The organism is Rhodoplanes tepidamans (genome assembly GCF_030813915.1).
Classification (GTDB): Bacteria; Pseudomonadota; Alphaproteobacteria; order Rhizobiales; family Xanthobacteraceae; genus Rhodoplanes; species Rhodoplanes tepidamans.
In genome coordinates this window covers 161,532-183,801 of the sequence record NZ_JAUSUJ010000012.1, presented here as the reverse complement: position 1 = coordinate 183,801, position 22,270 = coordinate 161,532, and the positions used below count along the sequence as shown (strand labels likewise).

The window sequence follows — 22,270 nt, the reverse complement described above, 5'->3', positions numbered from 1 at the left end:
CGATCGAACTCGGATTGGATGGGACTCGCTCGAGAATTTCCCCCGAGGCTTCTTGGATCCGGCAGCCTCTCACGGCGCGCACCGTGGGGATCGGCACATGAATGCCCGCTGAATAGGCCGTTTAGGCTTCGTGAACGCCGCACCGCGGCAGCGCCGGAACGCCCGCCCGACGCGGCGAGGCGGCGTCCCTCCGCACGATTACGGAAGTGCGAGGGGTGGTTAGCGGGACGTTACGAGGGCCCGTTCCGCCCCTGTGACGGCCCCCGGCCGGACCGCTCACAGGGCGATTCGCATGGCCTGGGCGGCGCGGCCGCCCGGGCCCGCACTCCGCGCCGCAGCCGCGCCTGGCCCGGCAGCCCCGCGAGCGCCGAGGCGCCGGCCGGCCGTGGACGGCAGCGCCGATCGTCCTGCCGGAAAATCCGGCCCGCCGGGGTCTGGCGTTCGGTCGGGACGGTGTGCTAAGGAGCCGTCCCCGACGCGATTCAGGCGGCGCTGCCGCCCTGGATCGTCCGGGGAGCCGGCCATCGAGAGATCGCCCGCCGAGGCACCCCTCGCAGCGATCCGGGCCGCCGGCGGCGGAGTAGCTCAGCTGGTTAGAGCAGCGGAATCATAATCCGCGTGTCGGGGGTTCGAGTCCCTCCTCCGCTACCACTTGATCCCCCCCGCAGGGTACATTGCGGGAACGCCCAATTCCCACAAAGCCTTGCGAGGAAGCCGGTGATGGTGAGGTCCGGGGTCACCCCGGTCGGCGCCGGCTCCACGACCACGGTCTCCACCAGCGCCCTGACCGCCTCGACGTGCTCGATCATGCTGCCCGGGTCCCCGGCGAGCGCGGCGGCCAGCCGGTCCACCTTCGCGAGGTAGGCGTCCACGGCGGCCGGGTGCAGCGTCACCAGCTTCGGCGGCTCGTCCAGGGCGGCGACCTCGGCCTTCAGGCGGTCCCGCTCTTTTCGCAGGTCAGGCAGGAGCCGGTCGGCCTCCTCTTCGCTGATCCGGCCCCGGACCAGCCCCTCGACGGTCCGGTCGAGCGCGCGCTGGGCGTCGTTGAGCAGGACCTCGGCCCGGGCGCGGGCGGCCGCAGCCTCGGACGTCCCTCGGACGATCTCGTCGTTGTAGGCCCGGACGTACAGCTCGATCGCCTCCCGGCTGCCGAGCTGCTCCCGCAGGTTCCGGACGACCCGGCTCTCGATGTCCAGGAGGTCGTAGGCGCGCCGGTTCGTGCAGGCGCCGGCCTCCTTCGCTTGCGAGCACATGATCCGGATCGTGCCGCGGTGGATGTCCTTCATCGACATGCCGGCCCCGCAGCACCCGCATCGCAGGAGCCCGGTCAGCAGCCGCTTCGTCTTCCGCTTATGGGGGGTCGCCGTGTAGCGCATCTTGCCGTGAGCGGCCTGCCACAGCTCGTCGGACACGATCCGCAGGTGGGGCGCCTCGACGCGCTGCCATTCGCTCTCGGGGTTCTCCCTGGACACCCGCTTCCCGGTGTCGGGGGCCTTGACCATGCGGACCCGGTTCCACACGAGCTGCCCGCGGTAGACCTCGTTGTTGAGGATGCCGTTCGCGCGCTTGTGGTTGCCGCTGATCGTCCCGCCGCGCCAGAACTGGCCGCGGGGCGGCGCCACGCGCTCGTCGTTCAGGCGCGCCGCGATCGTGCGAGCCACGTCGCCGGCGGCGCGCTCTTCGAAGATGCGCCGGACGATGGCGGCCTCCTCCTCCACGATCTCCATCTCGCCCGGCTTCCCGGGCACCGGCCGATAGCCGTAGGCCCGGCCACCGGCGTGGCGACCATCGCGCACGACGCCGGCCATGCCGCGGCGGACCTTGTGCGCGAGGTCGGAGAGGTAGAGCGCGCCGACCAGCCCGCGAATGCCGACCTGGACGATGTCGGCCTTGCCGTCATGGACGGCGACGATCTCGATCCCGCCGAACGAGAGCCGCTTGAAGATGCCGGCGAGGTCCTCCTGGTCACGGCTGATGCGGTCCAGGGCCTCGACGACCACCACGTCGAAGGCGTGCTCTCGGGCGTCGCTTAGGAGGTCCATCAGGCCGGTGCGCCCGAGCATGCTCGCACCGGACCGGGCGCGGTCGTCGTAAAGCCCGACGACCTGGAAATTGCTCCGCTTCGCGAACTCGCGGCAGAGGGCGACCTGATCTTCAATGCTCCGGTCGCTCTGCAGCTCCGTCGAAAAGCGGGCGTAAATCGCCGCTCGCTTCATCCTTGCAGTCCTTTTTTGCTTGGGCAGCAATATCCCGCCGGGCGTCGGCCCGTGCAAGGGCCACAACGATCTTCGCCACAGCCGGGTGGAGGCCTGGCGGGCACGAGAGTTCGCGATCGCGCCTCCTCATTCGAGGTCTCCAACCGCATTGTCGAACATGCTGCTCTCCTAAGCCTCGGTCTTCGTGTCGCTGAGGCGGCGGCACCAGCCGCGCGTCGGTCTCGTCGGCAGGCCGAACCGCTCCCGGTTCTCGGCGACGAAGCGCACGGCCTTCCGCTTGTTCGGGGTGCTGTCGCCGATCTCCTCGGCGGCCTTCTGCACGGCGGTCACCCACTCGGGGCCGTCGATCGGCAGCGGCCCCCAGCGCCACGCCATGCACTCGGACGCGGCACACATGGCGGGGTGATAGACCGGCGGCTCGTAGTGCTGGATCACGCCGCTCTCGTTGATGCAGTGGCTCTGGAACGGGCACAGCTTCGTGCGCGCGTCCTCTTCCGTGGTCAGCACGTTGTGTCCTCCGGCTCGCTGTTGGTCGTCGGTACCGGCAGTCCGTCCCTGAGCCGCGCGAGCGTGACGGCCCCCTCCTGCGCGAGCAGCGCCGCATGTGCCAGCTCGCCCGGATTGATGCGCTTCCGGGCGAGCATCAGCGACAGCTTGCCGGCCGCGCCGGCGAGCGCCTTGTGCGCCTTCTTCACGTCGTCGCCGATCGCCATCAGAGCCTCGCCATCGCGAGCGCGGCGGCGCGGGCTTGGTTCAGCTCGACCATCGCCTCGTCGCTGCCGCCCACGTCCGGGTGCTTGGTCTTCGCCAGCTCCCGCCACGCGGCGTTGATCTCGGACTTCGATGCGCCCGGCTGCAGCCCGAGCACCGACCAGCAATCCGGCGACCGCGGCGGGGTGTAGCGGAAGCCGGAGGAGCTCGAGGAGCCGCCGGCGCGGCGGGGCTTCGAAGCCCGCAGCGCCTCGTCGACCTTCTCCTTGAAGAAGGGATCGTTGGCCCACCGGGCGGCTCGATCCCAGATGTCCTCCTCCTGGGTGCGGGTGCGCATCTTTGCCTCGCGCAGGAGCAGGTGCCCCATCAGCTTCCGCGCGTTGCTGAGGTTCTCGTTGGCGCTGTTGAGGTCCGTCGTGTTCAGCCGCCGGCGCTCCAGCATGCGGTCCACGCTGCCGAGCGCGAGCATGATGCTGCTCTTCAGAGCGAGCAGCTCGGCCTCGGTGCCCATTACCAGCGCCTCGCCATGTGCAGCGCCTTGCTCGCGTCGGCGGCCAGCTCCGCCGGCACCAGCCCGTAGAGGCGGCCGTAATTCCAGGCCGTGTCGCGGAAGACGCGGCCGTCCTGGCAGTCGTGGAAGCTGTTCACGGCGGCGTGGACGTCGGCGGCGATCTCGCGGTCCTGGTCGGTCTCGATGGTGAAGCGGCCGAGCGCGTCCGTGACGGGCTCGCACCCCTCATTCCAGTCGCCGCGCACCTCCTCCATCGCGACCGCGAGGTCGACGATCTTCGACTTCGCCCGGATCGCCCGGAGGAGGTCGTAGGCGGTAGCGTCGGCGCCGAGCCCGTAGCGGACGAGCAGCATCGCGTACTCGATGTCCGCCTGCCGGCGGGCGAGCGCGGCGGCCTGCTCCGCCTCCAGCTTGGCCTTCTCCTTCTCGGCCTCGGCCGTGTAGGCCTGATAGGCCTTCTGGAGCCGCTCGTAGTCGCTCGAGGCGCGGGCGAAGTTGTCCTCCACCGGGAAGGCCTCGCAGACCTCCGTGATCCACTCGGCCCTCACGCGCCGCCGCTTCGGCGGGTAGCTGCGGCTCTTCGGATCGACCTTGGTCAGCTCCTCCGGGACACCGGCCCGCTTCATGACGATGTTGAGCAGCTTCCGCATCTGGGTGTTGTGGTCGATCGCCGGGATGTTCTTCTCGTGCGTCTCCACGTCGCGCGCTCGCGCCTGCTCCAGGAGCCGCGTCGCCTCGGCGGCGATGCTCGCCTTCGTCTGGTAGGCGCGCGAGCCCGCCGAGACGTTCCCCTCCGGGTTCAGGCACAGCCGGCTGACCGCGCCGCAGGGCGTGATCGGCTGCGCCGGGCCGAGGGCCGAGATGTCGATCGTCTGCTCGGTCATGTTGGCCTCTCGCATGGTGCTCACAGGAGGGCTCCCTGCGCGGGCGGCAGGTCGTCAGTGGAGGGCTTCGGGAGCATGGCTTCGCGGAGCGCCTGGACGATGCTGGACGCCCATCGGAGCTGGCGCGCCTCGCCGGTCTTGTTCGAGCGTTCGACCTCGACCATGTGGCCGCCCGCCTTCAGCCCCTTGTCGGTCGGCTCCCAATGGAGGCGGCCCTTGTGGTCGCGGACGCTCTTCTGAAAGCCGTGCCGCTCCAGCAACTCGTTCACGCGCTGCGCGGACAGCCCGCCGAGCTTCTGGCCGATGTCCGTGGCGGTCAGCAGCACCTCGGGCTCGGGCGCTGGCAGGAGCGGCACGCCCATCGTTTCGAGCATGTCGATGCCGAGCACCCGGCGGGTGTAGCGGTTGGCGGCGATCAGGAGCTGGTTGCCCTTGAGGCCGACGCTCGCGGCGATGCTCGTCGCGAGCTTCCACGAGAGCCGGGCCTCCCGAGCGGCGTCACGGGTCAGCCGGGCCGGGCTCTTCCCCGGCGCGCGGTACTCGCCGGTCTTCCGGATCGCCGGCAGGACTTCATGGAACACCTTCCTCTGGAACCGGCTGACCCTCTCAGCAAGGTCGGGAGCGATCCTCTTGGTCGCCCGGCGCTGGACGATCGCTCGGTACAGTCCCGGCTCCGAAATGATCGACATATCCTGGTCCGCGGAGGGGGTCGGCACAATGTGCCGACCCCTCTCGTCCGCATCCAAGGTTCGGGTCAGGTCTTTGGCTTCGGCGTACCCGAGTTCTCGCGCGACATCGGAGGCCACGAACCAGACCTCCCCATCCAGCTCGACCATGCGAATGGTGCGGTTCTCGAATTCGAACGGGATGACCTCGTTTCTGCTCATCGCTTCCTCCTGATCTCCCAGCCGGCGGCGGTGATGGCGTTCACCGCGGCGCCGAACTCGCGGATGAAGCTCTCGCGGACGGTGAGCGGGGCGGTGTCCCACCTCTCGCTCGGGTCCCGCTTGGAGTTGGCCCCGCGCAGGAACTCCGCATGGATGGCGCGCCCGCCGACCTCCAGGAGCGCGTCGATGTCCTTCTGGGTGACGGTCGGGATCAGCCTCGTGTTGACGATGTTCACTTCCACGTCCTCCCGGCGCCGCCGCACGCCGGGCAGTCCGGCCAGCCGGGTCCGCCGAACCGCCCCATGAAACGCCCGGTGCCGCAGCACTCCGGGCAGTCCTCCGTCTCCCCCTCCGCCGGGCGGAACGGGGCCGCCATCACCGCACGCGAGATGTCGAGCACCGCGGCGTGCGCGTCCGCTCGATCCGCGACGGCATTGTCCAGCGCGGTCAGGACCGCGGTCACCTCGGCCTTGCTCAGGACGACATGGCTGAGGGCGGCCTCGGCCTTGGCGCGCACCAGCGAGATCACGTCCTCGTTCGTCACGACTTCCTCCTGAACGGCCGGCTCGGCCACCGGCCCTTGCGCTCGCGCGGCTGACCGCACGGCCTCTCCAGAACCCGGCGCCGGAACTCCTCCTGCTCGGCGGAAAGGCGCTTCGTCTTCGCGATGGTCGGGACGTCCTGCGTCGCCGTCTTCACGCGGTGCGGCCTGATCAGCTCGGGTTGCAGGTTCCACGGCTCGTCCGGACCGCCGAGCGCGTGGGGGATCGGGTAGTGGTCCCACTGAAACAGGCTGATGATCTGCTCGGCGCTCATCAGCTTGGCGTGCTCGTGCGGGATGATCGGCACGAGCACGCCGTTCTCGTCGACCCGGCGCAGCGTGAGCAGCGCCGCGGCCAACTTCGTCTTCAGGGAGATGTGCTTCCTGGTCGCCATGTCACTTCGAGCTGGTGACCGCCGCGATCAGGGAGCGCACACGGAAGCCGGTCTGCTTGCCGTCCAGCGACCGCCACCGGCCCGTGCTCGGCCACCAGTCGAACCGCTCGTCGACCCGGTAGTGCTCCCCGTGGTCCAGGCACCGGACGCGGATGCCGGCCTCGGCCAGCGTCTTCAGCGCGGCGGGGATGCGGGCGCGGAACTCGGCGGCTCGCTGCCGCTTGTGCTCGCGCCACGCCCTGAAGTCGTCGCCCATGTCGCCCACGGCGCGCCTCGTGATCAGAACGGGATTTCGTCGTCGAGGTCGTCGCGGCGGGACCGCGTGCGGCTGCCGCCGGAGCGTTCCCGGGGCGGCGCGTCGTCATCGTCGTCGCCGCCACCGCCCCCACCGCGGCCCTTGCCGCCGAGCAGCACCAGGGTGGAGTTGAAGGGCCGCATCACGATCTCGGTCGAGTACCGGTCCTGCCCGGACTGGTCCTGCCACTTCCGGGTCTCGATCGCGCCCTCGATGTAGACCTTGTCCCCCTTCTTTACATACTGCTCGATCACCTTGCAGAGGCCCTCGTTGAAGCACACGACGCGGTGCCACTGAGTGCGCTCCTGGCGCTCGCCGGTGCTGCGATCGCGCCACGTCTCGGAGGTGGCGAGCCGGAGGTTCGCGATCGGGCGTCCGTCCTGCGTCCGCCTGATCTCGGGGTCGGCGCCGACGTTGCCGAGCAGCGTCGCCCTGTTGATGGAACCGGCCATCAGCGTCCCTCCATCGCGCGGCGGACCTGCGACCGGAGGCGCGGCATCTCGTAGTGCTGCGTCTCGGCGCCCTTGTGGACCAGCACTCGGGCCGGCCGGCCGTTCGCGTTGAAGGCGACCTCGGTGTGGCGGCTGCGCTGGCGGTGGATGATGTCGGTCCTGCCGGCGGCGCGGATCAGGTCGATGGTGTCGCGGAGAATTCGGTGCATGGCCCGCTCCTATGCGTTGATCTGCGGGGCGGCGAACTGGCGCTTCATCACGAGGCAGCTCATCTCGGCGGGCGGCAGCGTGATTTCGACGAAGCCGGCGGCGCGCCACACCTCGCTGACGCGCATGACGCTCTCGGGCGTCTTCGCTGTGCCGGCGGCGATCTTGTCGACGAGAGCGTGGTCCACGTCCTCCCACCAGTCACCGACGCTCTCGGACAGCTCCACGGCCGCGGCCGCATCTTCGATGGTGGCGAACCGCGCGAGCGGGTAGCTGGTCGCGAGGTGCGTGAGCAGCACCACGCCCACCTTGAAGCCGGTGAGGTCCTGGCCGCTCTGCTTCTTGACGGCCTCCACAAACGCCGGCGCGACCGCCACGTTCACCAGCACCAGGGCGAGCCCGCCGCGCGTCCACGCCTTGCCCGACGCCTTGAAGGCCGGCCCGGTGGCGTCGGCCACCTTCCTGACCTCCAGCTCCTCCGGCTCCGTCGTCCAGCCCTCGCGGCTCCACTCGCGCGGGTCCTGGATCATCCCGTCCTCCGGGATCATGGCCTCGATCTTCACGTCTGCTCTCCCATCAGGGTGTCCAGTGCGGCCTTCGCGTCGTCGATCTGGGCGGCGACGTAGGAGGTGAGTTTCCGGAGGGCGAGCAGCTCGGTTTCGCCTTCGGCCACCTTCTGCTCGGCGGCGCGCGCGGCGTTCCTGATCGCCCGGTTGATCTCTTCGAGCCCCGTGATCGTGTCCCGGAGCCCGCGCTCGTTGAGGGTCTCGGTCATCGGGTGCCGAGCCCCATCAGAGCCACGCGGTGGATGCGGCCGGCCGCCAACATCGCGGTCGTCACGAGGTGCTGGCGCACCGAGGGCTCGTTGAGGTCCGCGGGGCGGGAGCCGGCGAACTTCTCGCCGGTGGCGATCTCGGCGACGCGGCCCGGGTTCACCTGGAACAGGGCTGCGATGTCGTGCTGATTGATGCCCCGGCCGAGCAGGGCGAGGATCAGCTCGGCGTCGAGCGCCGTGAGGGTGTTGGACGGCTCAGCCATCTCAGCCCTCGCCCGTCTCGGCGCTGATGGGGTCCTGCGGATCGGCGGCCGGCGTCGCCCCCGGGCTCGCCGCTTCGGCCGGCGCGCGCTCGGGGTCCGCCGGGCTCGCCGGCTCGCCGCCCGCAGGAATGGTGGAGGCCTCGCCCTCGATCACCGTGTCGGCCGCCGGCTTGGCGGCGTCGCGCACGGCGTCCGCCTCCTTCTGGACGTGCTCGGCGTTGAAGCCGCGCGTGTCCTTCTGGCCCTTGCGATCGCGCAGGCGCTGCGCCAGCGACAGGCGCTTCGGCGTCACGTCCTTCGCGTTCTCGAACCCCTCGTCCTCCAGCTCTTCGCGGGTGTAGATGCCGAGCAGGACGTCCGGCGCGTAGATGCGGCACCACTGCCGGGACGCGCTGTAGAAGAGCTGGACCTCGGGCTGGGTGTCCCACAGCGGGGAGCCCTTCACCTGCCCGTACTGGTTCCGGCCGCGCGCGTCGCGCAGCTTGCCGAGCGTCTCCGAGACGTAGACGTGCGGCTCGGTCTCGCCCTTGAAGGTGCCCCACACCTTGCAGCGGCGCTCGTCGCCCTCGCCGATGATCTCGTAGCGGAGGCGCCCCTTCAGCGGCGCCCGGGCTTCGATCACGGCGTGGGTCAGTTGGCTCTCGAAGGCGAGCCGCTTCTCGCCACGGTTCTCGACCTCGTAGCTCTTATTGGCGACTGCAAAGGGGGACATTCGCCACTCTAGGGCGTGGATGCAGATGGCGAGGCAGGTGCCGGGGTTGGCGCGGAGGTGGGGCGGGACGGCGGTGCCCGCGACGCTCATCAGCTTCGCGAACTCCATCACCTCTGACATGCTGGTGAAGGCGACGCCGCCGATGTTGTCGGAGACCGGGACCGCGCCGGCGATGGCGCGGTCGATCTTCTCCTCGATCTTCTGGACGTCCAGGGCCATCAGAACGTCTCCCCGAGCATGGTCTCGATGAACTCGACCCGCTTGGCCCGGCGCTCCCGTGCGGCCTGCCCCATGCCCATCACGCGGGCGTCGCCATAGCCGCGGCCCGGCCACTCGCCCTTCTCGATGCAGCGCGCGATCATCTGGATGGCGGCGCGGTTGGCGCGGCGCGCCTCGGCGAGGTCCTCGTCGGGCACCACGATCGGCACGACGTCCCATGGGGCGTCGCTTTCCACGAAGAGGAACGTGAAGCTCTCGACCTCCAGGCCGAGCGCCTCAGCGCCCTCCCACACCAGCGCGGCTTGCTGGTCGTAGCCGTCCATCGCCATGCTGATCGACGGGATGCTGGTGTCGCGGATCGTCTTCAGGTCCGCGAACATGCCGCTGTCGGTGGGGATCACGTCCGGCCGCGCCCGGAGCCACAGCCCGGTCTCGGCGTCGCGCCAGATCAGCGAGTGCTCGACCAGCCCATTGAGGAGCCCCTCCTGCACCTCGGGCGTCTTCGCCAGCTCGCGGGCCATGCCCTTGATGCTGTCCAGCTCGGCGCTCGTGAGGACGATGCGGCCGGCCTGCTCCTGCGCGGCGAGCCAGGCCTTGCAGACCTTCCGGTTGCCCTGCCACGGCTTCATCTCGCCCCACTCGTCGGCCAGCTCGTCGGGCCGGGCGATGTAGAGGGTGGAGAAGGCGTCCTCGCCGAGCAGCAGGTGGTGCGCCGCCGAGCCGAGGATCATGGCTCGCGAGGGCTCGTCCGGCGGGGCGTCCGGGTTGCCGCTCCAGGTCGCGAAGAAGTGCTTCGGGCTCGCCTCCACCAGCGTGCGCAGCCCGCTCGACGAGACGCACGGGCCGACCGTGATGTCCGCCGAGTGGTAGCGCCGGAGCGGGATGCCGGCGTAGACGCCCGGCCGGTCGATGGGCAGGGTCGGGTTCTGGATGATCTTCACGTCACAGCCTCACGATGATCGTTGGGCGCCGATCGGGTTCGCACACGATTGGCAAGGTCACCTGGACAAGCCGGTCAGCAGAAAAGGAGGCGCCCTTGTTCGGCCACCGCCTCCCGTCTGCATTGAGGGTCCTGATCCAGTGGGGCGCGCCCCTGATCACGATGGGGCGCGCCTTCGTCTTCGGCCGCGGGGCGGGCATCTCAGGCCCTCCGCTTCCTCCGCGGCGCCGGGGCCACCGAAGTGGCGGCCTTCGGCCAATACTCGGTGCCGCCGCCGGCGAGCCGCACGTAGATCGTGCGGCCGGTGGTGGCGATCACGCGGCCCCACGGCCGGGCCGGCCGCACCACGATCGCGCCGGCGGGCGGGGTGTGGTTGTGGCCGAGCATCGTCAGCCCTCCAGCACTTCGGGCTCGTGCTTGGGCGCCGGCGGCGCGACGCGCTCCCAATACTGGCGGAAGTTCAGCTCGAAGTACCGGCGCTGCTCCTGGATCGTCTCGACCTCGCGCAGCTTTGCCGCGATCTGCCGGTCGAAGTGCGCCATGATGCGGTCGCGGTCCGGATGGAAGTCCTCGTCCGCCGCGGCGACGATCTCGGCGCCGTCGCTCTTGGCGTTGTAGTGCAGGAACTTCAGCTCGGCCGTGCCGTAGTTGTCCTTGATGTAGGCCACCACGATGGTGGGCAGCTCCTTGAACGGCTCGAAGCCGACGATCACGCCCGGGTGGACCTCGTGTGCGCTGTAGGCGCTCTTGATCAGCACCTTCACACGGTCGCCGATGCGCAACTCGTCCACGCGCTTCGCGTAGCGGAGGTCGACCTCCATGTTCACGCCGTTGATCTCGATCAGTGTCTTCTCGCTCATTGCAGTCGTCCTTGCTTGGGTGGTGGTGGTCAGTTCGCGCCGGCCGCGGCGACGGGCTCGCTCTCCGGCTGCCGGGCCTCAGCAGCCTCGCGCTCGCGGCGGGCCTTGCAGTCGGGGCACGAGCACTCGTCGATCCGGGCGTGGAACTTGCGGCCGGTGAGCGTCTCGAAGTTCTTGTGGGCCTCCTGGACGGTATCGCCGGGGCCTTTCAGGTAGCGGGCGGTCAGGCTGGCGGCGAGGAGCAGCGACGCCCACAGGACGGCATCGGCCGTGATCAGCTTGGCGACCTCCTCCTCGTTCTTCGGCCGGTCGCCCTCCCGCATGTTCATCATCGCGGACAGGAGCATCACGCCGGGCTCGGAGGCGCAGAGCGCGAGGTACATCTTCGCCCCGAAGGGCATGGGGAGGAGGTTGAAGGACCGCTGGATCACGTTCCCGACGTCGTCGGTCACCTTGGCGCCGAGGTCGGTGACCAGCGACTTGATGGCGGGGTTGACGGACATGAAGGTCTCCTTGCAGTGTTTGGTTATCTGGCCTTGCCACCGCGGGCACGGCTATGCCGCCCCGCGTTGTTCTTGCGGCTGCTCCCGTGGGTGAACCGGAGCCCGTGCTCGCGGCCCCCGTAGGAGATGTGGACGTGGTTCACACGTCCATAGTCGGTGGTCGCCCCGCCGGGCCACCCGTGCAGCATCGAGTAGATGCAGCTCGGGTTGCCGCGGAGGTCGACGGCCTGTCCGGTCGCGTGGAGCGACACCCGGCGGGTGCCGGCCACGAGCGTGTTCCGGACGGACGAGATGATCTGCGATCCGCACGCGGTGACGATCTCGGCGGCCTTGGTCGCGAGCGGGGCGACGAGCCCCGCCACACGGGGAAGCGCATCGCCGCGCTGCCGGATCGGTGCCCGGCTGGCCGGCACCTCCCACCCCCGCACGTCGCAGGTCCACGGGTAGCGGTCGTCGCACTCCAGCCGGCCTCCGGTCTGGAACGCCGCCCGACGCGCTTCCGCCGTGGAGACGGCGGCGAGCAGCACTGCGGCCGCGATGGTCACACGCTTCATTCGGGTTCTCCTCTGGTGGTGATCAGTCGGTGTGGTCGATGGCGATCCCGATCGCCGCGTCCCGGGCCTCGTGGCCTCCCTCCTTCACCAGGAGCGCCGAGCAGGTGACGATCACGTTCGTCAGGAACGTGATGAAGGCGGTGCGGCCGGAGAGCTTCAGGAGCGACGTGGCGACCAGCGTCACGTTCCTCGTGACGGACTTCGTGACCCGTTCGCGGACCTCCGGCTCTTCCGCCAGGGGGCTCGCCACCCCGCGAGATGCGCGGCGAGACTGCAGGCTGATCACGGTCATCGCGCGCGGCCCTCCGCCTTCACGGAGGTGGCGGCGGCCAGCAAGACGGCGCTCGCGGCCAGAGCGAGCCCCGCGACCGCGGCGGCCACGGCGCACCAGAGGCCGGTGTTGACCGCCGCCTGGGTAGCAAGTCGGTCGCCATCCGAGAGGCACCAGACCACGATCCAGATGGCGAGCAGGACCGAGGCCTTTGCAGCTTCCTTCAGCAGAAACAGGGACATTTTCGTCGCCTAGTGGGGGGTCGTGGTTCCTATAAGGGGCGGCTTGTTGCGTGCCGCCCCGGCCGTTCGGCGCCCGTCATCACGCCGCTTCGAGCACCTCCTTCCATTCGCTGGAGGGGAGATTGATCAGCGCGCCGCCGGCCTGTTCGAACTCGACGGAGCGGTCGTAGTCGGTGACCGTGTGGGCCTGATGCGTCACGGCATTCATGAGGCCCCACGCGGAAAGGTCCCCGCCGCGGATCAGCGACTGCAGGATGCTGGTGCGCTCGCCCTCGGTCGCGCCGACCTTCTTGGCGAGCAGCTCGACGGCCTTCACGGGGTCACCCTTGATGGGCGCGCCGGCGAGGCGCCGCATGCGGTCCACGGTTTGCGCGAACCGGGCCTCGTCGAAGGCGGCGCGGACCATGTCGCGGACCTTCAGCCGGATCGCGGCGTCATCCGCCTGCCGGGTGTCGTCGGCCCACTGCAGCTCGCCGTCCTCTTCGATGCGGCGGCCGACGTGGTAGGCGCGGAACGAGTTGTCCGGCACAACGGCCCCGTTCAGGCACACGAGACGGCGGACCAGGGCGGCGATGGACACGGAGCCTAGGCCGATCTCGCTGTTGCGGACGATGACGCCGGCCTCCACCACGTCCCCGACCTTCACCTCGGCCTGGAGCCGCGGCGTGACGGCCTGGATGTAGAGGCGGGCCTCGGTGAGCTGGGTGCTCACCACCTGCACGCCGGGGACCTCGGCGAGCGTCTGGAGCGCGCTGTCGGCGATGTCCTCGTGGTCGATCCGGCGATAGCGGTCCGAGAGGAACGCCCGCGCCGAGCTGTCGAGGGTGCGGACCATGCGCCGCTCGGGCTCGCGGGAGAACCAGTGGTTCACGTTGCGAGCGAGAAGGCGGCGCTCCTCCACGGAGCCTTCGAGCATCCGGTTGTAGTAGCGGGCCGGCACCTGCAGGCGCTGCCCGATCTGGTCGTGGGCGACCGGGCGGACGCTGAACTCGCGCTCCCCGTTCGCATCGAAGGCGAGGCGCACGCCGCCGTCCTCGCCCACCCGCATCTCCATCTGGCGCGTGTCCACCACGAAGTCGTTCTTCGCGGCGGAATTGGCGGCGATCCGCTGTGCGAGCGCCACAAGGTCCAAGCCCGCTTGCATTCCAGTCTCCGCATTTCGGTTAGGCGGCCTTACCACGTTTGTCTAGCTGGGCTTGCCACAGCTTGTCAAGCGGAGCTAACCAATACGCCGCAAAATTCCTACCGACCGACTTCTGGAGTGGGGCTGGGCAATTTCAGGGGTGTGATGATGTGCTTGGAAGCGTTTGAGTTGTAGGTTTAATCCTATCGTAAGTATTTATTAACGATTTGTGTCGGCGTGTGCAACAAGGAACTGCTTAGTTACACATTCTCGCGCATAATGACTCATCAGTTTCCGAAATATACTATTACTACAAATAGAGAGGGGGGCCTTCGGCCCCCCTCAATTGTCTATTCTGAGTTATAATATAGCAAGGCCCGGGCCAATTACATTGGGCGAAGGTGGCCCACCGCTCTACCTACGATCTTGCCTGCCCGATCTCTGGCGGCAATCACCGCCCCATTCGCGTCTTGGGCGAGCATCACGGCGCCCTTCACCGGCTCCCGCTGCGAGGTGTCGATGAACACGTAGTCGCCGGCGGACACGCCGGGGATGCCGTCCGAATTGACCTGCCGGACGACCAGGTGCTTGGCCTCGGCCTTGAGGACGTAGCGGCACATCGCCTTCGGGATGCGCCAGAAGACGGTGGCCTCGCCGCGCGGCCGTCCGACCTCTCGGATCGAGGCCATCTCGTGAGCAGCTATTCGCGAGGTCACTTCCGGCTCGCCGATCGTGGGAGGGCCTTCCCCTTCGCCAGTTGCGAGCCAGGAGGTCGAGACGCCGGTGGCGCGAGCCCAAGCCTCGATCACCTGGATCGTGAGCCCGTACTTCTCGTTCTCGGCGTTGGTGATCGTCCCGTGCGACCGCCCGACGTGTTTCTCCATGTCACGCACGGTCATCCCGGCATGCGTGCGGGCCGCCTTCAGACGCTGCCCGATCCCCTTACTAACCATCTACATCTCCTCGCATTTTCACACTCGAAGGACAACGCACTCCTCCCCTGACTTGACAGGACGATCCCCGCTATCGTAGCGATCGTGGTTAGGCCAGCTAACCAGACCACTGAAGCACACCTGACCAGGACTGACCAATGGACCCGGCAATCGCCTACATCCGCTCCACCAAGGGGCTCGCGGTGAAGGTCGCGAAAGCCCTCGGGATCGGACGGCAGGCGGTCTACCAGTGGCGCCGCGTTCCGCCGGAGCGCGTCCTCACTGTGTCCGAAGTCACCGGCCTGCCGCCTCATCAAATCCGTCCTGACCTCTACCCGGTCCCCGCCCGGGCCGCGTCGTAATTGGAAAGCACACCTTGCCAATGGTGGCAAGGAATTTTACCCGCATTGGCAAGCTGAGCTAACCAAGCACCACCAGGAGAGGTAAATGGCACGGAAAGCGAAAGAAGGAACCAACGAGTTCACGGAGTTCGAGCCGGCGTTGGTCCAGGACCTCGTCGAGCGGATCGAGGAGTGCAAGGGCGACCTCGACAGCGAGCGCGGCGCCTACATGAAGCGGTGCCGGGACATCCGCGATCGCATCGCGGGCGTCTTCCAGGAGGCGGACGCGCGCGGCGTCCCGTCGCGCGCCCTGAAGAAGTTCCTGAAGGTCCGTGATCAGATCGCGAAGGCGCGAGCGGTGCTCGACGACCTGGAGCCCAAGCACCAGGAGACCGTCCACGACATCGCCAAGGCGTTCGGCGACGCGGCGGACCTCCCGCTCTTCGCCGAGGTGCTGAAGCGCAAGGGCGGCGCGGCGGCGGCGGAGGAGCCCGCCACGCAGGTCGAGGTCGACAACGGGGCCTCCCGGCTCGCCGGCATGAAGAAGCCCCGCAAGACGAAGGCCGACGAGGACGAGCCGGCCGAGACGGCGGTCACGCTCAACTGAGGACCACGGGCGCGCTGTGAGGGGGCGCCCGCTTCTGTGAGATCGCCATGTCCCGTCGCCGGTTTGATCCGATCCTGGTGCCGCCCACCGCAGGCACCCCGACCTCCCGCAGGGTCCATCGGTTCCGATGCTCCTGCGGCAACGTCCACGACGTGAGCGCCAACACCTTCGGCGGCGCCCGCGCGAACGAAGACCTCCTGCGCATCATGAAGCGGGCCGGGTGGGAACTCGGCAACAAGCCCGAGCACGACCGATGCCCGGACTGCCTCGCTGCGGCCCGCAAGGCGCGCCGTGAGCGCCTGAAGGTGGTCACCCCAAGCAAGGAGCCCGAGATGCAGAAGATCGAGCCTGCGGCCGCGCCGGCGCCGGAGATCACGGCGGCGGCCGCCCCGGAGCAGCCCGCCCCGAGCAACGCGCCGCGGGAGATGACGCTCGACGACGCCTTCGTCGTCTATGAGCAGCTCGCGGAGGTCTACGACACCTCACGCAAGAGCTACACCGGCGACTGGACCGACGCGAAGGTCGCCACCCATCTCGGCGTGCCGCGCGCCTGGGTGGTCGACGTCCGCCGGCGCCGGTTCGGCGACAGCGGCATGAACGAGGGCATCGCCGCTCTGGCGCAGGACGCGCGCGAGCTCGTGGCCGACGCCCGCGCTGAGGTCGACAAGCTCACCGCCACCATCGGCGCCCTGAAGGCGACGATCCGTGAAGCGGAGACCAAGCACCGTGACCTGATGGCGAAGGCCGACCGGATCGAGCGCAAGATCGCCGAGATCGAGCAGGCGGTGCGCTGATGCACCCGGACAATGACATCGAGTTGAAGTGCCCCGAGCGGGCGCTGTGGCTCGCGGTCATCCAGGCGGCGATCTCCGACGCCTGCGCGACCTACTGCCTCGTAGGCAAGACCCACACGAAGTACGTGCTCTCCACCGACCGCAGCGCGGCGCTCAACCGCGAGGCCGCCCGGCGCTGGCTCACCGGACGCTCGCGGGACTTCCGGGAGGTGTGCTCGCTGGCCGGCCTGAATTGGGAGGCCGTCCACGACGTCGCCGTGAAGCTCCAGGCGGCCGGCTGGCCGCCGGGCGTCCGGATGCGCCTGGATCGGGGGCCGTGATGCGTGACTATCCGATCCTCGCTCTGGACGTGGCGAAGCGGCTCGGCTGGGCCTATGGCGCGCCCGGGCAGAAGCCGACCTCCGGCTCCGTCCGCCTGATCACGCCGAAGCAGGAAGAGGGCATCCCCGAAGGGGAGCTGCGCCGCGCCGTCTATCGCTCGCTCCGGCGGTGGCTGTCCGACTTCCTGATCGTGAACCGGACGCGGATGGTCACCTACGAGAGCCCTGTGGCGTCGATGATCCACGGCAACACCAACGTGCAGACCGTCCGGCTGCTGATCGGCATGGCCGAGCACGTTGAGGAGGTGGTGCCGGACGGCGTCGAGCTGCGCGAGGGCGGCATCTCCGAAATCAGGAAGTATTTCATCGGCACCGGCCGGCCGCCCAAGAACCAGGGCAAGAAGATGGTGATGGCCCGCTGCGCCGCGCTCGGCTGGCAATATGCCGACGACAACGCTGCCGACGCGCTCGCCCTCTGGGCCTACCAGTGCTTCTGCGTCGACCGGTCCGCCGATGTGCGGGGGCTGTGATGTCGCAGGGTGGTCGAACGCCGAAGACCCCGCGCCCGGAGGAGTGGTGGCGCTCCGAACTGGAGAAGGCTCGTGACGCCGGCGACAGCATGCCGGCCGCCGCGGCGCGGCTCGGGGTCACCCTCACGGAGGTGAAGTACCGGGCCTCCCGCTACGGCATCTCCTTCGCCGGGCACGCGCTCGCCGAGAAGGGCGTGCTGGTCCTGCAGGCTCACCCCGACGTGCTGCGCATGCTGTCGGACGAGGGCCGGCGCCGCGGAATGAGCCGGCGCCAGATCGCGACCAAAATCCTGGACACCGTCGCCCGGGACGATCTCTACGCCGCGGTGCTCGATACCGGGGACGAGGGGGATGGCGATGCTCTCCCCTGACGCTGCCGAGCTGCACCCGCTGCGCGGGGCCGAAGCCGTGGACCTGGAGCGCCAGCTCCTGGGCATCATCCTCTGCCATCCCGGGCTCGCGCTCGCGGCCGAGGAAGAGATCGGCCCGTCCGACTTCCTCCTCCCGGAGCATGGCCGCCTGTTTGCGGCGATCATCGGCGCCGAGAGCGCCGGCGAGAAGGTGGCGATCGAGAAGCTGGTCGCGGCGGTGAAGGGGCCGGATGACGCCCCGGTGCTGCCGGACGGCATGACGCCGGGCCAGTACCTCGCCCGGCTGATGGCCTCGACGTCGCCGGCCGACCTCGCAGAGGCGGAGGACCTGGCTCGGGCGATAGCCCGCGAGCTGCGCACCGCGGTGGACGTGGAGCACGGCGAGGCGGAGTTCGAAGCGCCCCCGCCGGACCCGGAGACGTTCCGGTCGAAGTTCGGCGCGGTCTGGTTCCATCAGCTTGAGCGGGACACCTTCGAGCAGCACGAGTGGCTGATCGACGACTGGCTCACGGTGGGCGACAAGTCGCTGGTCTATGGCGCCTCCGGCTCTGGGAAGTCGTTCCTCGCGATGCACGCGGCATTCTGCGTCGTGCTCGGCATCCCGTTCTTCGGGAACAAGGTGCTCGCCAAGGGCGGCGTGGTCTATCAGGCCGGCGAGGGCGCGAAGGGTATCGCGAAGCGGGTCAAGGCTTTCCGGAAGCACAACGGCATCCCGCCGAGCGAGCAGCTCCCGTTCGTGCTGCTCCGCAGCCCCGTGAACATCTGGTCCAAGGACGGCGACACCCAGGCCCTGATCGCCGAGATCAAAGCCCTCGGCCGCATGATGGCGCCGGCGCCGCTCCGGATGGTCGTGATCGACACGCTCGCGACGGCGACCGCCGGCGCGGACGAGAACTCCGGCCGGGACATGAGCACCGTGATGGACCACGTCACGCTCATCGCGAAGGAGTGCCGCTGCCATGTGATGCTGGTCCATCACAAGAACGCCAACGGTGAGCGGCCGCGCGGGCACACCAGCGTCTTCGCCAACATCGACAACGCGATCGAGGTGCGCCGCGACCCGGACACGGACATCCGGACCGCCGTCAACGGCAAGCAGAAGGACGACGCCGATGCCAAGCCGATCAGGTTCGAGCTAATGCGCGTGGTCGTCGGGCACCGCCGGGAGGACGGGAAGGAGATCAGCTCGTGCGTCTGCCTGCCGGTGGGCAAGAAGGTCGAGGCGCCCGCCACCAAGACGGTGGAGCCCGTGGCGCTCCGGGCCGCCGAGGCGGTGTTCTTCAAGGCGCTCCGGCGCGCCATCGGTGAGCACGGCGTGGCGCCGCCGGCGAGCTGCCGAGTGAGGAAGGGCGTCCAGCTCGTCGTCGACTACACCCACGTCAAGGCCGCCTACGCGGCTCTCGTGCCGCCCGAGGATGACGACCCGGCCAAGTACAGGGAGCGCATCAAGAAGGCCCTGCAGCGCGGCCGCGAGAACCTCACGAAGGCGGGCATCGTGGACGTCGACAGCCCCTTCATCTGGTACACGGGCAAGCCCGTGAAGGGCTGGGCTCAGCCCCAGCTTCCCGGCCCTGCCGACAGCGACGCGCCTCCGATCGACGAGGCCTCTCCGGAGCCCGAGGGCGACCCCGTTGGCGTCGAGGTGCTGCCGCCTGACGCCGAGGTGGAGCCGTGAGCGCGGTCACCCACAGGGAGATGTACTGGTGGGCCTCGGGCGAGGCCGAGCGCGCCCGGCTGCGCTTCGCGACGTGGCAGGACGACACCAGCAAGACGCAGCTCGCTCGGGCCGAGGCCGTCATGCGGCTGGTCGGCTGGTGTCAGGACCACGCCGAGGAAATCCGGGAGATCGCCGAACGGGATAAGGCCAAGGCGAAGAGATTGTCCCGTGACCGGGCCGCAGCCGCACAGGCAAGTGCGGCGGGAAATCCCGATGCCGCGGGCACAAATCACGCAACCACTGCGCAGGGTGATTGAGCAAAATGTCCCCCTTGTCCCCGTCTGTCCCCATCTCTGTCCCCATCTCTGATCACGAGAAGCTCCGGTGCGCCGAGCGAGAGGTGCGCCAGCGGCTGCGCGTCTATGGCCGGCTGGTCCAGCTCGGGCACATGCGCCAGCAGACCGCGGATCGTGAAATCGAGGTGATGCAGGCGATCGCCGAGGACTATCGGCGCAAGGTCGGCGCCCCGGCGCCGGAGCCGGCCGCCCCCGCGGCCGAGCGCGGTCTCTTCGACCCCCTGGAGCCGTGAGGATGGCGCGCCTCATCTCAGGTCAGGAGATCGTGGACGGCTGGCACCCGCTCGACGGCGTGCCGGCCCCCGAGTTCGTGCCCGACCAGTGGACGGGTCCGCACGTCGGTCTTCGCTTGTGGGAGGCCTTCGAGGTGCTGCGCCGAATGCCAATGCCGCGCGGCCCCCGCGAGTTCGGCCGCGCGTGGCCGGCCTATCGGGTCGAGTGGGCGGACCTCCTGGCCGAGCAGGAAGGCGCACAGCAGGCGGCGCAGCTCCGGGAGAAGCAGCGCGTCGCCAAGGTGCTGCCGACCGCGGAAGAGGTCTCGCGCATGGAGCGCGCCATCTCGTGGCCGGCCCGGTTCCTCGCCACCGACCGCCGGCTGTTGCTGGCGGTGCAGCGCGCCGCCCTCGCGTTCTCGGTCGGCCGGGACTTCGAGTGGATCGCCCACACCTGGGGCGGCTCGGCGGCCGTGTGGCAGCAACGGGACTGGCAGGGCTGCGACGTCATCGCTGACGGGCTCATCGCTGCCGGCGACCTGGTTTTCTGAGGAGGCGATCATGGGTGTGTGCTGGGTGAAGCGTGGGCGCCTGCGGCCCTACGGCCTCGAGTTCGGCGAGCGCGAGATGCCGCGGTTCGAGGTGGCGCGCTGGCGCAATCAGGGGCGGGTCTGCCGGCCGTACCGGCGGCTCGGGTGGACCCCGAACTGGCAACGAGTGCTGGAGGACCAGCACGAGAGGCGCCGATGTCCCGGGCGCCTCGGCGAGTGGCCGCACTGGCGGCCCTTCTTCGCCAAGCCGAGGCGCCGCGCCAACAGGAGCAAGCGGTGATCATGATCGGACGCGAGCACGCGGCCAAGCACGCGCAGGAATTCGTCCAGAAGCTGGACCGGTTCAGGAAGGCCCGGAACCTCACGATGGCGGACACGCTCTACGTCGTGGCGCTCGCGCTGTCGTCCCTGCCGCCGGAACTCTGCGAGGCCTACGACAAGCTCTACGGCCACCTCCGGGAGGAGATCGCCGAGGTGCGCAAGGTCCTCGCGGCGCGCGAGGCTGCCGAGGCCACCAAGCAATGAGCGGCACCCCTCCTGACTGGCTCACGGCGCTCGCGCTGATCGTGATGTTCGCCGGCGGCATCGGCTGTGGGTGGCTGGCTCGGGATTGGGCCGCTCCGATCTGCCTCATCTACTGGCGGGCGCGGTGCCGGGACCGCGAGCGGGAAATCGAGGAAATCATGTCGGGCAGCGCCCACGAGGCGGACCTCCAGGAAGCCGAGGAGCTGCGGACCAGCCTCACCTCCGCCCTGCACTCGGTCGGCGAGCTGCGCGCGGAGGCGCGCGAGCTGCGGTTCTTGCTGTGGCACGCCGTCCACGCGGCCGGCGGCGAGATTGTCATCTCGGTGCATGCGCTCGCCCGCCACGATCCGCGGGACTTGGTCCTGCACAAGAGCGACGACGTCGGCACCCGGGACGTGGCGCTGAGGGCGAGCGTGGTGGGGGCGTCGGAAGAGCCCAGCGTGGAGGCGGGACAGTGATCATCGTCGAGGACCTCAACAAGGACCCGCGCGCCACGTCCGAGTGCATGCACTGCCGGCTCCTGCACACCGTCCAGGTCTACTTCGACCAGTGCGGGGAGCGGGAGGCCGGCAAGACGGTCTATTCGCTCACCGAGGCCATCGCCGGGCTCGGCGAGGCGCTGGCGAGCGTGGTGCGTCTGGCCCCGGAGAACCGGCGGTCCGAGGCGCTGATGTTCGCCCACGCGCTGGTGGACGCCGCCTTCAACGCTCAGGAGCGGGGCGAGGACGACTACGAAGTCGTGGTCCCCAAGCCGCAATGATGGACGTGGTGAGCCTGGAGCTGCCGCGCGGGCCGGAGCGGGACTACCTGCTCCAGTTCGGCGTGGTGGCCGTCTACGTCGCGTGCGCGGCGGCCGGCAGCCCGTGCATCATCGGCACGAGCCGGGACCTCCTGGCGACCGCCGGCTATTGGAAGGACCACAGCCCCGTGCCGATCGAGGTCACGGTGGCCTACTGGACGGACAGCCAGGTCTCGGCCGACCTCGTGGTCGAGCGGCTCCAGCTCCTCTTCAAGGAGCGCCTCACCCCCGAGGGCCGCTATCGCGTCACCGCGGAGCAGGTGCGCATCGCGATCGAGCGCGTGTCGCTCGACGCCGGCGTCCGCGCCACCTGTCACGACGTGGCGATGCAGCGGGTCAAGGCGGGCGTGGAGCGGATGACCACCATGCTCGCCGAGGCCAACAAGAGCGGCCACATGCGCTGGTTCAACCGCATGTTCAAGGCGTACCGGCAGGCGGCGGCGCGCACCGGCGGGCGGACCATGTCCTACAGCGAGGCGCTCGCTCGGCTGCGCAAGGTGATGGTGCATCGGGTCGCCGCCGGCCAGTCTGTGGCCCTCACGAAGGAGGTGTTCGTGCAGGCGTTCCCGGCGGAGTTTCAGTCTGTCATAACATCGACAGATTGACCCGGGCTGGAAACGAGGGTTCTATTCGCGCGCACCCGCGACGGGGAAGTGCGTCGGCGGCGTAAGCCCCTCACCCAACGCGCTTCACTGCGGTGCAGTCTCCTTGCAG

The 22,270-nt window shown here is 69.3% G+C and carries 39 protein-coding genes, 1 tRNA gene and 1 pseudogene; 16 read left to right on the top strand and 25 right to left on the bottom strand.

Annotated features, from left to right (window positions below; translation table 11 throughout):
* Positions 1–574: 574 nt before the first annotated feature.
* Positions 575–651, top strand: a tRNA-Met gene (locus J2S22_RS16085).
* A 569-nt stretch (positions 652–1,220) separates the two neighbouring features.
* On the opposite strand, the pseudogene J2S22_RS16080 reads toward J2S22_RS16085, so the two are convergent.
* The 25 genes and pseudogenes from J2S22_RS16080 to J2S22_RS15960 all read right to left on the bottom strand — a co-directional run.
* Positions 1,221–2,216 (bottom strand): annotated as a pseudogene (locus tag J2S22_RS16080) (recombinase family protein); the annotation flags it as partial.
* Positions 2,217–2,384: 168 nt separating this feature from the next.
* Complete coding sequence (locus J2S22_RS16075) at positions 2,385–2,723, bottom strand: hypothetical protein (protein WP_272775680.1); 339 nt, start codon at positions 2,721–2,723, stop codon at positions 2,385–2,387.
* Positions 2,717–2,929, bottom strand: a complete 213-nt coding sequence (locus J2S22_RS16070; RefSeq protein WP_272775679.1) for a hypothetical protein — start codon at positions 2,927–2,929, stop codon at positions 2,717–2,719. The genes J2S22_RS16075 and J2S22_RS16070 overlap by 7 nt, the downstream gene beginning before the upstream one ends.
* The gene (locus J2S22_RS16065) at positions 2,929–3,438 is read right to left on the bottom strand and encodes a J domain-containing protein (RefSeq protein WP_272775678.1); all 510 of its coding nucleotides are present in this window, start codon (positions 3,436–3,438) and stop codon (positions 2,929–2,931) included. The genes J2S22_RS16070 and J2S22_RS16065 overlap by 1 nt, the downstream gene beginning before the upstream one ends.
* The gene (locus tag J2S22_RS16060; RefSeq protein WP_272775677.1) at positions 3,438–4,346 is read right to left on the bottom strand and encodes a hypothetical protein; all 909 of its coding nucleotides are present in this window, start codon (positions 4,344–4,346) and stop codon (positions 3,438–3,440) included. The genes J2S22_RS16065 and J2S22_RS16060 overlap by 1 nt, the downstream gene beginning before the upstream one ends.
* Complete coding sequence (locus J2S22_RS16055; protein WP_272775676.1) at positions 4,343–5,209, bottom strand: BRO-N domain-containing protein; 867 nt, start codon at positions 5,207–5,209, stop codon at positions 4,343–4,345. Before J2S22_RS16055 ends, J2S22_RS16060 begins: the two co-directional genes overlap by 4 nt.
* Positions 5,206–5,445, bottom strand: coding sequence for a hypothetical protein (locus J2S22_RS16050; protein WP_272775675.1), 240 nt, complete (start codon positions 5,443–5,445; stop codon positions 5,206–5,208). The genes J2S22_RS16055 and J2S22_RS16050 overlap by 4 nt, the downstream gene beginning before the upstream one ends.
* On the bottom strand, positions 5,442–5,753 hold the full coding sequence (locus tag J2S22_RS16045; protein WP_272775674.1) for a hypothetical protein: 312 nt from the start codon (positions 5,751–5,753) through the stop codon (positions 5,442–5,444). The genes J2S22_RS16050 and J2S22_RS16045 overlap by 4 nt, the downstream gene beginning before the upstream one ends.
* Positions 5,750–6,145 carry a hypothetical protein gene (locus tag J2S22_RS16040; RefSeq protein ID WP_272775673.1) on the bottom strand — a complete coding sequence of 132 codons (396 nt, stop codon included), beginning with the start codon at positions 6,143–6,145 and terminating at the stop codon, positions 5,750–5,752. The genes J2S22_RS16045 and J2S22_RS16040 overlap by 4 nt, the downstream gene beginning before the upstream one ends.
* 1 nt (position 6,146) lies before the next feature.
* Positions 6,147–6,410, bottom strand: coding sequence for a hypothetical protein (locus J2S22_RS16035; RefSeq protein ID WP_272775672.1), 264 nt, complete (start codon positions 6,408–6,410; stop codon positions 6,147–6,149).
* Positions 6,411–6,424: 14 nt separating this feature from the next.
* Positions 6,425–6,892: a single-stranded DNA-binding protein gene (gene ssb, locus J2S22_RS16030; protein WP_272775671.1), complete on the bottom strand. Its 468-nt coding sequence runs from the start codon at positions 6,890–6,892 to the stop codon at positions 6,425–6,427.
* Positions 6,892–7,101, bottom strand: a complete 210-nt coding sequence (locus J2S22_RS16025; RefSeq protein WP_272775670.1) for a hypothetical protein — start codon at positions 7,099–7,101, stop codon at positions 6,892–6,894. The genes ssb and J2S22_RS16025 overlap by 1 nt, the downstream gene beginning before the upstream one ends.
* Positions 7,102–7,110: 9 nt before the next feature.
* Positions 7,111–7,662, bottom strand: coding sequence for a hypothetical protein (locus tag J2S22_RS16020; RefSeq protein ID WP_272775669.1), 552 nt, complete (start codon positions 7,660–7,662; stop codon positions 7,111–7,113).
* A complete protein-coding gene (locus J2S22_RS16015; RefSeq protein ID WP_272775668.1) occupies positions 7,659–7,874 on the bottom strand; it encodes a hypothetical protein in 216 nt (71 codons plus the stop codon). The genes J2S22_RS16020 and J2S22_RS16015 overlap by 4 nt, the downstream gene beginning before the upstream one ends.
* The gene (locus tag J2S22_RS16010) at positions 7,871–8,137 is read right to left on the bottom strand and encodes a hypothetical protein (protein WP_272775667.1); all 267 of its coding nucleotides are present in this window, start codon (positions 8,135–8,137) and stop codon (positions 7,871–7,873) included. The genes J2S22_RS16015 and J2S22_RS16010 overlap by 4 nt, the downstream gene beginning before the upstream one ends.
* 1 nt (position 8,138) lies before the next feature.
* Positions 8,139–9,068, bottom strand: a complete 930-nt coding sequence (locus J2S22_RS16005) for a recombinase RecT (RefSeq protein WP_272775666.1) — start codon at positions 9,066–9,068, stop codon at positions 8,139–8,141.
* The gene (locus J2S22_RS16000) at positions 9,068–10,009 is read right to left on the bottom strand and encodes a PD-(D/E)XK nuclease-like domain-containing protein (RefSeq protein ID WP_272775665.1); all 942 of its coding nucleotides are present in this window, start codon (positions 10,007–10,009) and stop codon (positions 9,068–9,070) included. Before J2S22_RS16000 ends, J2S22_RS16005 begins: the two co-directional genes overlap by 1 nt.
* Positions 10,010–10,209: 200 nt before the next feature.
* A complete protein-coding gene (locus J2S22_RS15995) occupies positions 10,210–10,395 on the bottom strand; it encodes a hypothetical protein (RefSeq protein WP_272775664.1) in 186 nt (61 codons plus the stop codon).
* A 2-nt stretch (positions 10,396–10,397) separates the two neighbouring features.
* On the bottom strand, positions 10,398–10,868 hold the full coding sequence (locus tag J2S22_RS15990; protein ID WP_272775663.1) for a hypothetical protein: 471 nt from the start codon (positions 10,866–10,868) through the stop codon (positions 10,398–10,400).
* 29 nt (positions 10,869–10,897) lie between these two features.
* Entirely contained in the window at positions 10,898–11,371 is a 474-nt protein-coding gene (locus J2S22_RS15985) for a hypothetical protein (protein WP_272775662.1), read from the bottom strand.
* Positions 11,372–11,394: 23 nt separating this feature from the next.
* A complete protein-coding gene (locus J2S22_RS15980) occupies positions 11,395–11,925 on the bottom strand; it encodes a hypothetical protein (protein WP_272775661.1) in 531 nt (176 codons plus the stop codon).
* Positions 11,926–11,947: 22 nt separating this feature from the next.
* Positions 11,948–12,217, bottom strand: a complete 270-nt coding sequence (locus J2S22_RS15975; RefSeq protein WP_272775660.1) for a hypothetical protein — start codon at positions 12,215–12,217, stop codon at positions 11,948–11,950.
* Positions 12,214–12,438 carry a hypothetical protein gene (locus J2S22_RS15970; RefSeq protein WP_272775659.1) on the bottom strand — a complete coding sequence of 75 codons (225 nt, stop codon included), beginning with the start codon at positions 12,436–12,438 and terminating at the stop codon, positions 12,214–12,216. The genes J2S22_RS15975 and J2S22_RS15970 overlap by 4 nt, the downstream gene beginning before the upstream one ends.
* A 79-nt stretch (positions 12,439–12,517) precedes the next feature.
* The gene (locus J2S22_RS15965; protein ID WP_272775658.1) at positions 12,518–13,582 is read right to left on the bottom strand and encodes a DUF932 domain-containing protein; all 1,065 of its coding nucleotides are present in this window, start codon (positions 13,580–13,582) and stop codon (positions 12,518–12,520) included.
* A gap of 365 nt (positions 13,583–13,947) precedes the next feature.
* On the bottom strand, positions 13,948–14,514 hold the full coding sequence (locus J2S22_RS15960; RefSeq protein WP_272775657.1) for a helix-turn-helix domain-containing protein: 567 nt from the start codon (positions 14,512–14,514) through the stop codon (positions 13,948–13,950).
* Between the two features lie 137 nt (positions 14,515–14,651).
* Here J2S22_RS15960 and J2S22_RS15955 point away from each other — a divergent pair, with 137 nt between their 5' ends.
* The 15 genes from J2S22_RS15955 to J2S22_RS15885 all read left to right on the top strand — a co-directional run bounded on the left by J2S22_RS15955 (position 14,652) and on the right by J2S22_RS15885 (position 22,161).
* Positions 14,652–14,855, top strand: coding sequence for a Cro/CI family transcriptional regulator (locus tag J2S22_RS15955; protein WP_272775656.1), 204 nt, complete (start codon positions 14,652–14,654; stop codon positions 14,853–14,855).
* A gap of 85 nt (positions 14,856–14,940) precedes the next feature.
* Positions 14,941–15,441 (top strand): hypothetical protein, encoded by a 501-nt coding sequence (locus tag J2S22_RS15950; RefSeq protein ID WP_272775655.1) that lies wholly within the window; start codon positions 14,941–14,943, stop codon positions 15,439–15,441.
* Positions 15,442–15,593: 152 nt separating this feature from the next.
* Positions 15,594–16,235, top strand: a complete 642-nt coding sequence (locus J2S22_RS15945; RefSeq protein ID WP_272775654.1) for a hypothetical protein — start codon at positions 15,594–15,596, stop codon at positions 16,233–16,235.
* Positions 16,235–16,555: a hypothetical protein gene (locus tag J2S22_RS15940; protein ID WP_272775653.1), complete on the top strand. Its 321-nt coding sequence runs from the start codon at positions 16,235–16,237 to the stop codon at positions 16,553–16,555. The genes J2S22_RS15945 and J2S22_RS15940 overlap by 1 nt, the downstream gene beginning before the upstream one ends.
* Positions 16,555–17,085 carry a hypothetical protein gene (locus J2S22_RS15935; RefSeq protein WP_272775652.1) on the top strand — a complete coding sequence of 177 codons (531 nt, stop codon included), beginning with the start codon at positions 16,555–16,557 and terminating at the stop codon, positions 17,083–17,085. Before J2S22_RS15940 ends, J2S22_RS15935 begins: the two co-directional genes overlap by 1 nt.
* Positions 17,085–17,456 carry a hypothetical protein gene (locus J2S22_RS15930; protein ID WP_272775651.1) on the top strand — a complete coding sequence of 124 codons (372 nt, stop codon included), beginning with the start codon at positions 17,085–17,087 and terminating at the stop codon, positions 17,454–17,456. The genes J2S22_RS15935 and J2S22_RS15930 overlap by 1 nt, the downstream gene beginning before the upstream one ends.
* The gene (locus J2S22_RS15925) at positions 17,437–19,131 is read left to right on the top strand and encodes an AAA family ATPase (RefSeq protein ID WP_272775650.1); all 1,695 of its coding nucleotides are present in this window, start codon (positions 17,437–17,439) and stop codon (positions 19,129–19,131) included. The genes J2S22_RS15930 and J2S22_RS15925 overlap by 20 nt, the downstream gene beginning before the upstream one ends.
* Positions 19,128–19,430 carry a hypothetical protein gene (locus tag J2S22_RS15920; RefSeq protein ID WP_272775649.1) on the top strand — a complete coding sequence of 101 codons (303 nt, stop codon included), beginning with the start codon at positions 19,128–19,130 and terminating at the stop codon, positions 19,428–19,430. Before J2S22_RS15925 ends, J2S22_RS15920 begins: the two co-directional genes overlap by 4 nt.
* Positions 19,431–19,513: 83 nt before the next feature.
* Positions 19,514–19,702: a hypothetical protein gene (locus tag J2S22_RS15915; protein WP_272775648.1), complete on the top strand. Its 189-nt coding sequence runs from the start codon at positions 19,514–19,516 to the stop codon at positions 19,700–19,702.
* 2 nt (positions 19,703–19,704) lie between these two features.
* Positions 19,705–20,232 carry a hypothetical protein gene (locus J2S22_RS15910; protein ID WP_272775647.1) on the top strand — a complete coding sequence of 176 codons (528 nt, stop codon included), beginning with the start codon at positions 19,705–19,707 and terminating at the stop codon, positions 20,230–20,232.
* Between the two features lie 10 nt (positions 20,233–20,242).
* Entirely contained in the window at positions 20,243–20,512 is a 270-nt protein-coding gene (locus J2S22_RS15905; RefSeq protein WP_272775646.1) for a hypothetical protein, read from the top strand.
* Positions 20,509–20,757, top strand: coding sequence for a hypothetical protein (locus J2S22_RS15900; protein WP_272775645.1), 249 nt, complete (start codon positions 20,509–20,511; stop codon positions 20,755–20,757). Before J2S22_RS15905 ends, J2S22_RS15900 begins: the two co-directional genes overlap by 4 nt.
* Entirely contained in the window at positions 20,754–21,215 is a 462-nt protein-coding gene (locus tag J2S22_RS15895) for a hypothetical protein (RefSeq protein ID WP_272775644.1), read from the top strand. Before J2S22_RS15900 ends, J2S22_RS15895 begins: the two co-directional genes overlap by 4 nt.
* On the top strand, positions 21,212–21,517 hold the full coding sequence (locus J2S22_RS15890) for a hypothetical protein (RefSeq protein WP_272775643.1): 306 nt from the start codon (positions 21,212–21,214) through the stop codon (positions 21,515–21,517). Before J2S22_RS15895 ends, J2S22_RS15890 begins: the two co-directional genes overlap by 4 nt.
* Entirely contained in the window at positions 21,514–22,161 is a 648-nt protein-coding gene (locus tag J2S22_RS15885; RefSeq protein WP_272775642.1) for a hypothetical protein, read from the top strand. The genes J2S22_RS15890 and J2S22_RS15885 overlap by 4 nt, the downstream gene beginning before the upstream one ends.
* The last annotated feature ends 109 nt before the right edge of the window (positions 22,162–22,270 follow it).

Bases quoted from the DNA above. Each gene is read 5' to 3' on its own strand.
- J2S22_RS16005 (WP_272775666.1), bottom strand. From the start codon at position 9,068: ATGGCCCTGGACGTCCAGAAGATCGAGGAGAAGATCGACCGCGCCATC.
- J2S22_RS15910 (WP_272775647.1), top strand. From the start codon at position 19,705: ATGGCGCGCCTCATCTCAGGTCAGGAGATCGTGGACGGCTGGCACCCG.
- J2S22_RS15985 (WP_272775662.1), bottom strand. From the start codon at position 11,371: ATGTCCGTCAACCCCGCCATCAAGTCGCTGGTCACCGACCTCGGCGCC.
- J2S22_RS15960 (WP_272775657.1), bottom strand. From the start codon at position 14,514: ATGGTTAGTAAGGGGATCGGGCAGCGTCTGAAGGCGGCCCGCACGCAT.
- J2S22_RS15925 (WP_272775650.1), top strand. From the start codon at position 17,437: ATGGCGATGCTCTCCCCTGACGCTGCCGAGCTGCACCCGCTGCGCGGG.
- J2S22_RS15975 (WP_272775660.1), bottom strand. From the start codon at position 12,217: ATGACCGTGATCAGCCTGCAGTCTCGCCGCGCATCTCGCGGGGTGGCG.
- J2S22_RS15990 (WP_272775663.1), bottom strand. From the start codon at position 10,868: ATGAGCGAGAAGACACTGATCGAGATCAACGGCGTGAACATGGAGGTC.
- J2S22_RS15905 (WP_272775646.1), top strand. From the start codon at position 20,243: ATGGGTGTGTGCTGGGTGAAGCGTGGGCGCCTGCGGCCCTACGGCCTC.
- J2S22_RS15995 (WP_272775664.1), bottom strand. From the start codon at position 10,395: ATGCTCGGCCACAACCACACCCCGCCCGCCGGCGCGATCGTGGTGCGG.
- J2S22_RS15955 (WP_272775656.1), top strand. From the start codon at position 14,652: ATGGACCCGGCAATCGCCTACATCCGCTCCACCAAGGGGCTCGCGGTG.
- J2S22_RS15950 (WP_272775655.1), top strand. From the start codon at position 14,941: ATGGCACGGAAAGCGAAAGAAGGAACCAACGAGTTCACGGAGTTCGAG.
- J2S22_RS16070 (WP_272775679.1), bottom strand. From the start codon at position 2,929: ATGGCGATCGGCGACGACGTGAAGAAGGCGCACAAGGCGCTCGCCGGC.
- J2S22_RS15930 (WP_272775651.1), top strand. From the start codon at position 17,085: ATGTCGCAGGGTGGTCGAACGCCGAAGACCCCGCGCCCGGAGGAGTGG.
- J2S22_RS15970 (WP_272775659.1), bottom strand. From the start codon at position 12,438: ATGTCCCTGTTTCTGCTGAAGGAAGCTGCAAAGGCCTCGGTCCTGCTC.
- J2S22_RS15885 (WP_272775642.1), top strand. From the start codon at position 21,514: ATGATGGACGTGGTGAGCCTGGAGCTGCCGCGCGGGCCGGAGCGGGAC.
- J2S22_RS15940 (WP_272775653.1), top strand. From the start codon at position 16,235: ATGCACCCGGACAATGACATCGAGTTGAAGTGCCCCGAGCGGGCGCTG.
- J2S22_RS16010 (WP_272775667.1), bottom strand. From the start codon at position 8,137: ATGGCTGAGCCGTCCAACACCCTCACGGCGCTCGACGCCGAGCTGATC.
- J2S22_RS16015 (WP_272775668.1), bottom strand. From the start codon at position 7,874: ATGACCGAGACCCTCAACGAGCGCGGGCTCCGGGACACGATCACGGGG.
- J2S22_RS15965 (WP_272775658.1), bottom strand. From the start codon at position 13,582: ATGCAAGCGGGCTTGGACCTTGTGGCGCTCGCACAGCGGATCGCCGCC.
- J2S22_RS15980 (WP_272775661.1), bottom strand. From the start codon at position 11,925: ATGAAGCGTGTGACCATCGCGGCCGCAGTGCTGCTCGCCGCCGTCTCC.
- ssb (WP_272775671.1), bottom strand. From the start codon at position 6,892: ATGGCCGGTTCCATCAACAGGGCGACGCTGCTCGGCAACGTCGGCGCC.
- J2S22_RS16055 (WP_272775676.1), bottom strand. From the start codon at position 5,209: ATGAGCAGAAACGAGGTCATCCCGTTCGAATTCGAGAACCGCACCATT.
- J2S22_RS16025 (WP_272775670.1), bottom strand. From the start codon at position 7,101: ATGCACCGAATTCTCCGCGACACCATCGACCTGATCCGCGCCGCCGGC.
- J2S22_RS16040 (WP_272775673.1), bottom strand. From the start codon at position 6,145: ATGGCGACCAGGAAGCACATCTCCCTGAAGACGAAGTTGGCCGCGGCG.
- J2S22_RS15935 (WP_272775652.1), top strand. From the start codon at position 16,555: ATGCGTGACTATCCGATCCTCGCTCTGGACGTGGCGAAGCGGCTCGGC.
- J2S22_RS16065 (WP_272775678.1), bottom strand. From the start codon at position 3,438: ATGGGCACCGAGGCCGAGCTGCTCGCTCTGAAGAGCAGCATCATGCTC.
- J2S22_RS15895 (WP_272775644.1), top strand. From the start codon at position 20,754: ATGAGCGGCACCCCTCCTGACTGGCTCACGGCGCTCGCGCTGATCGTG.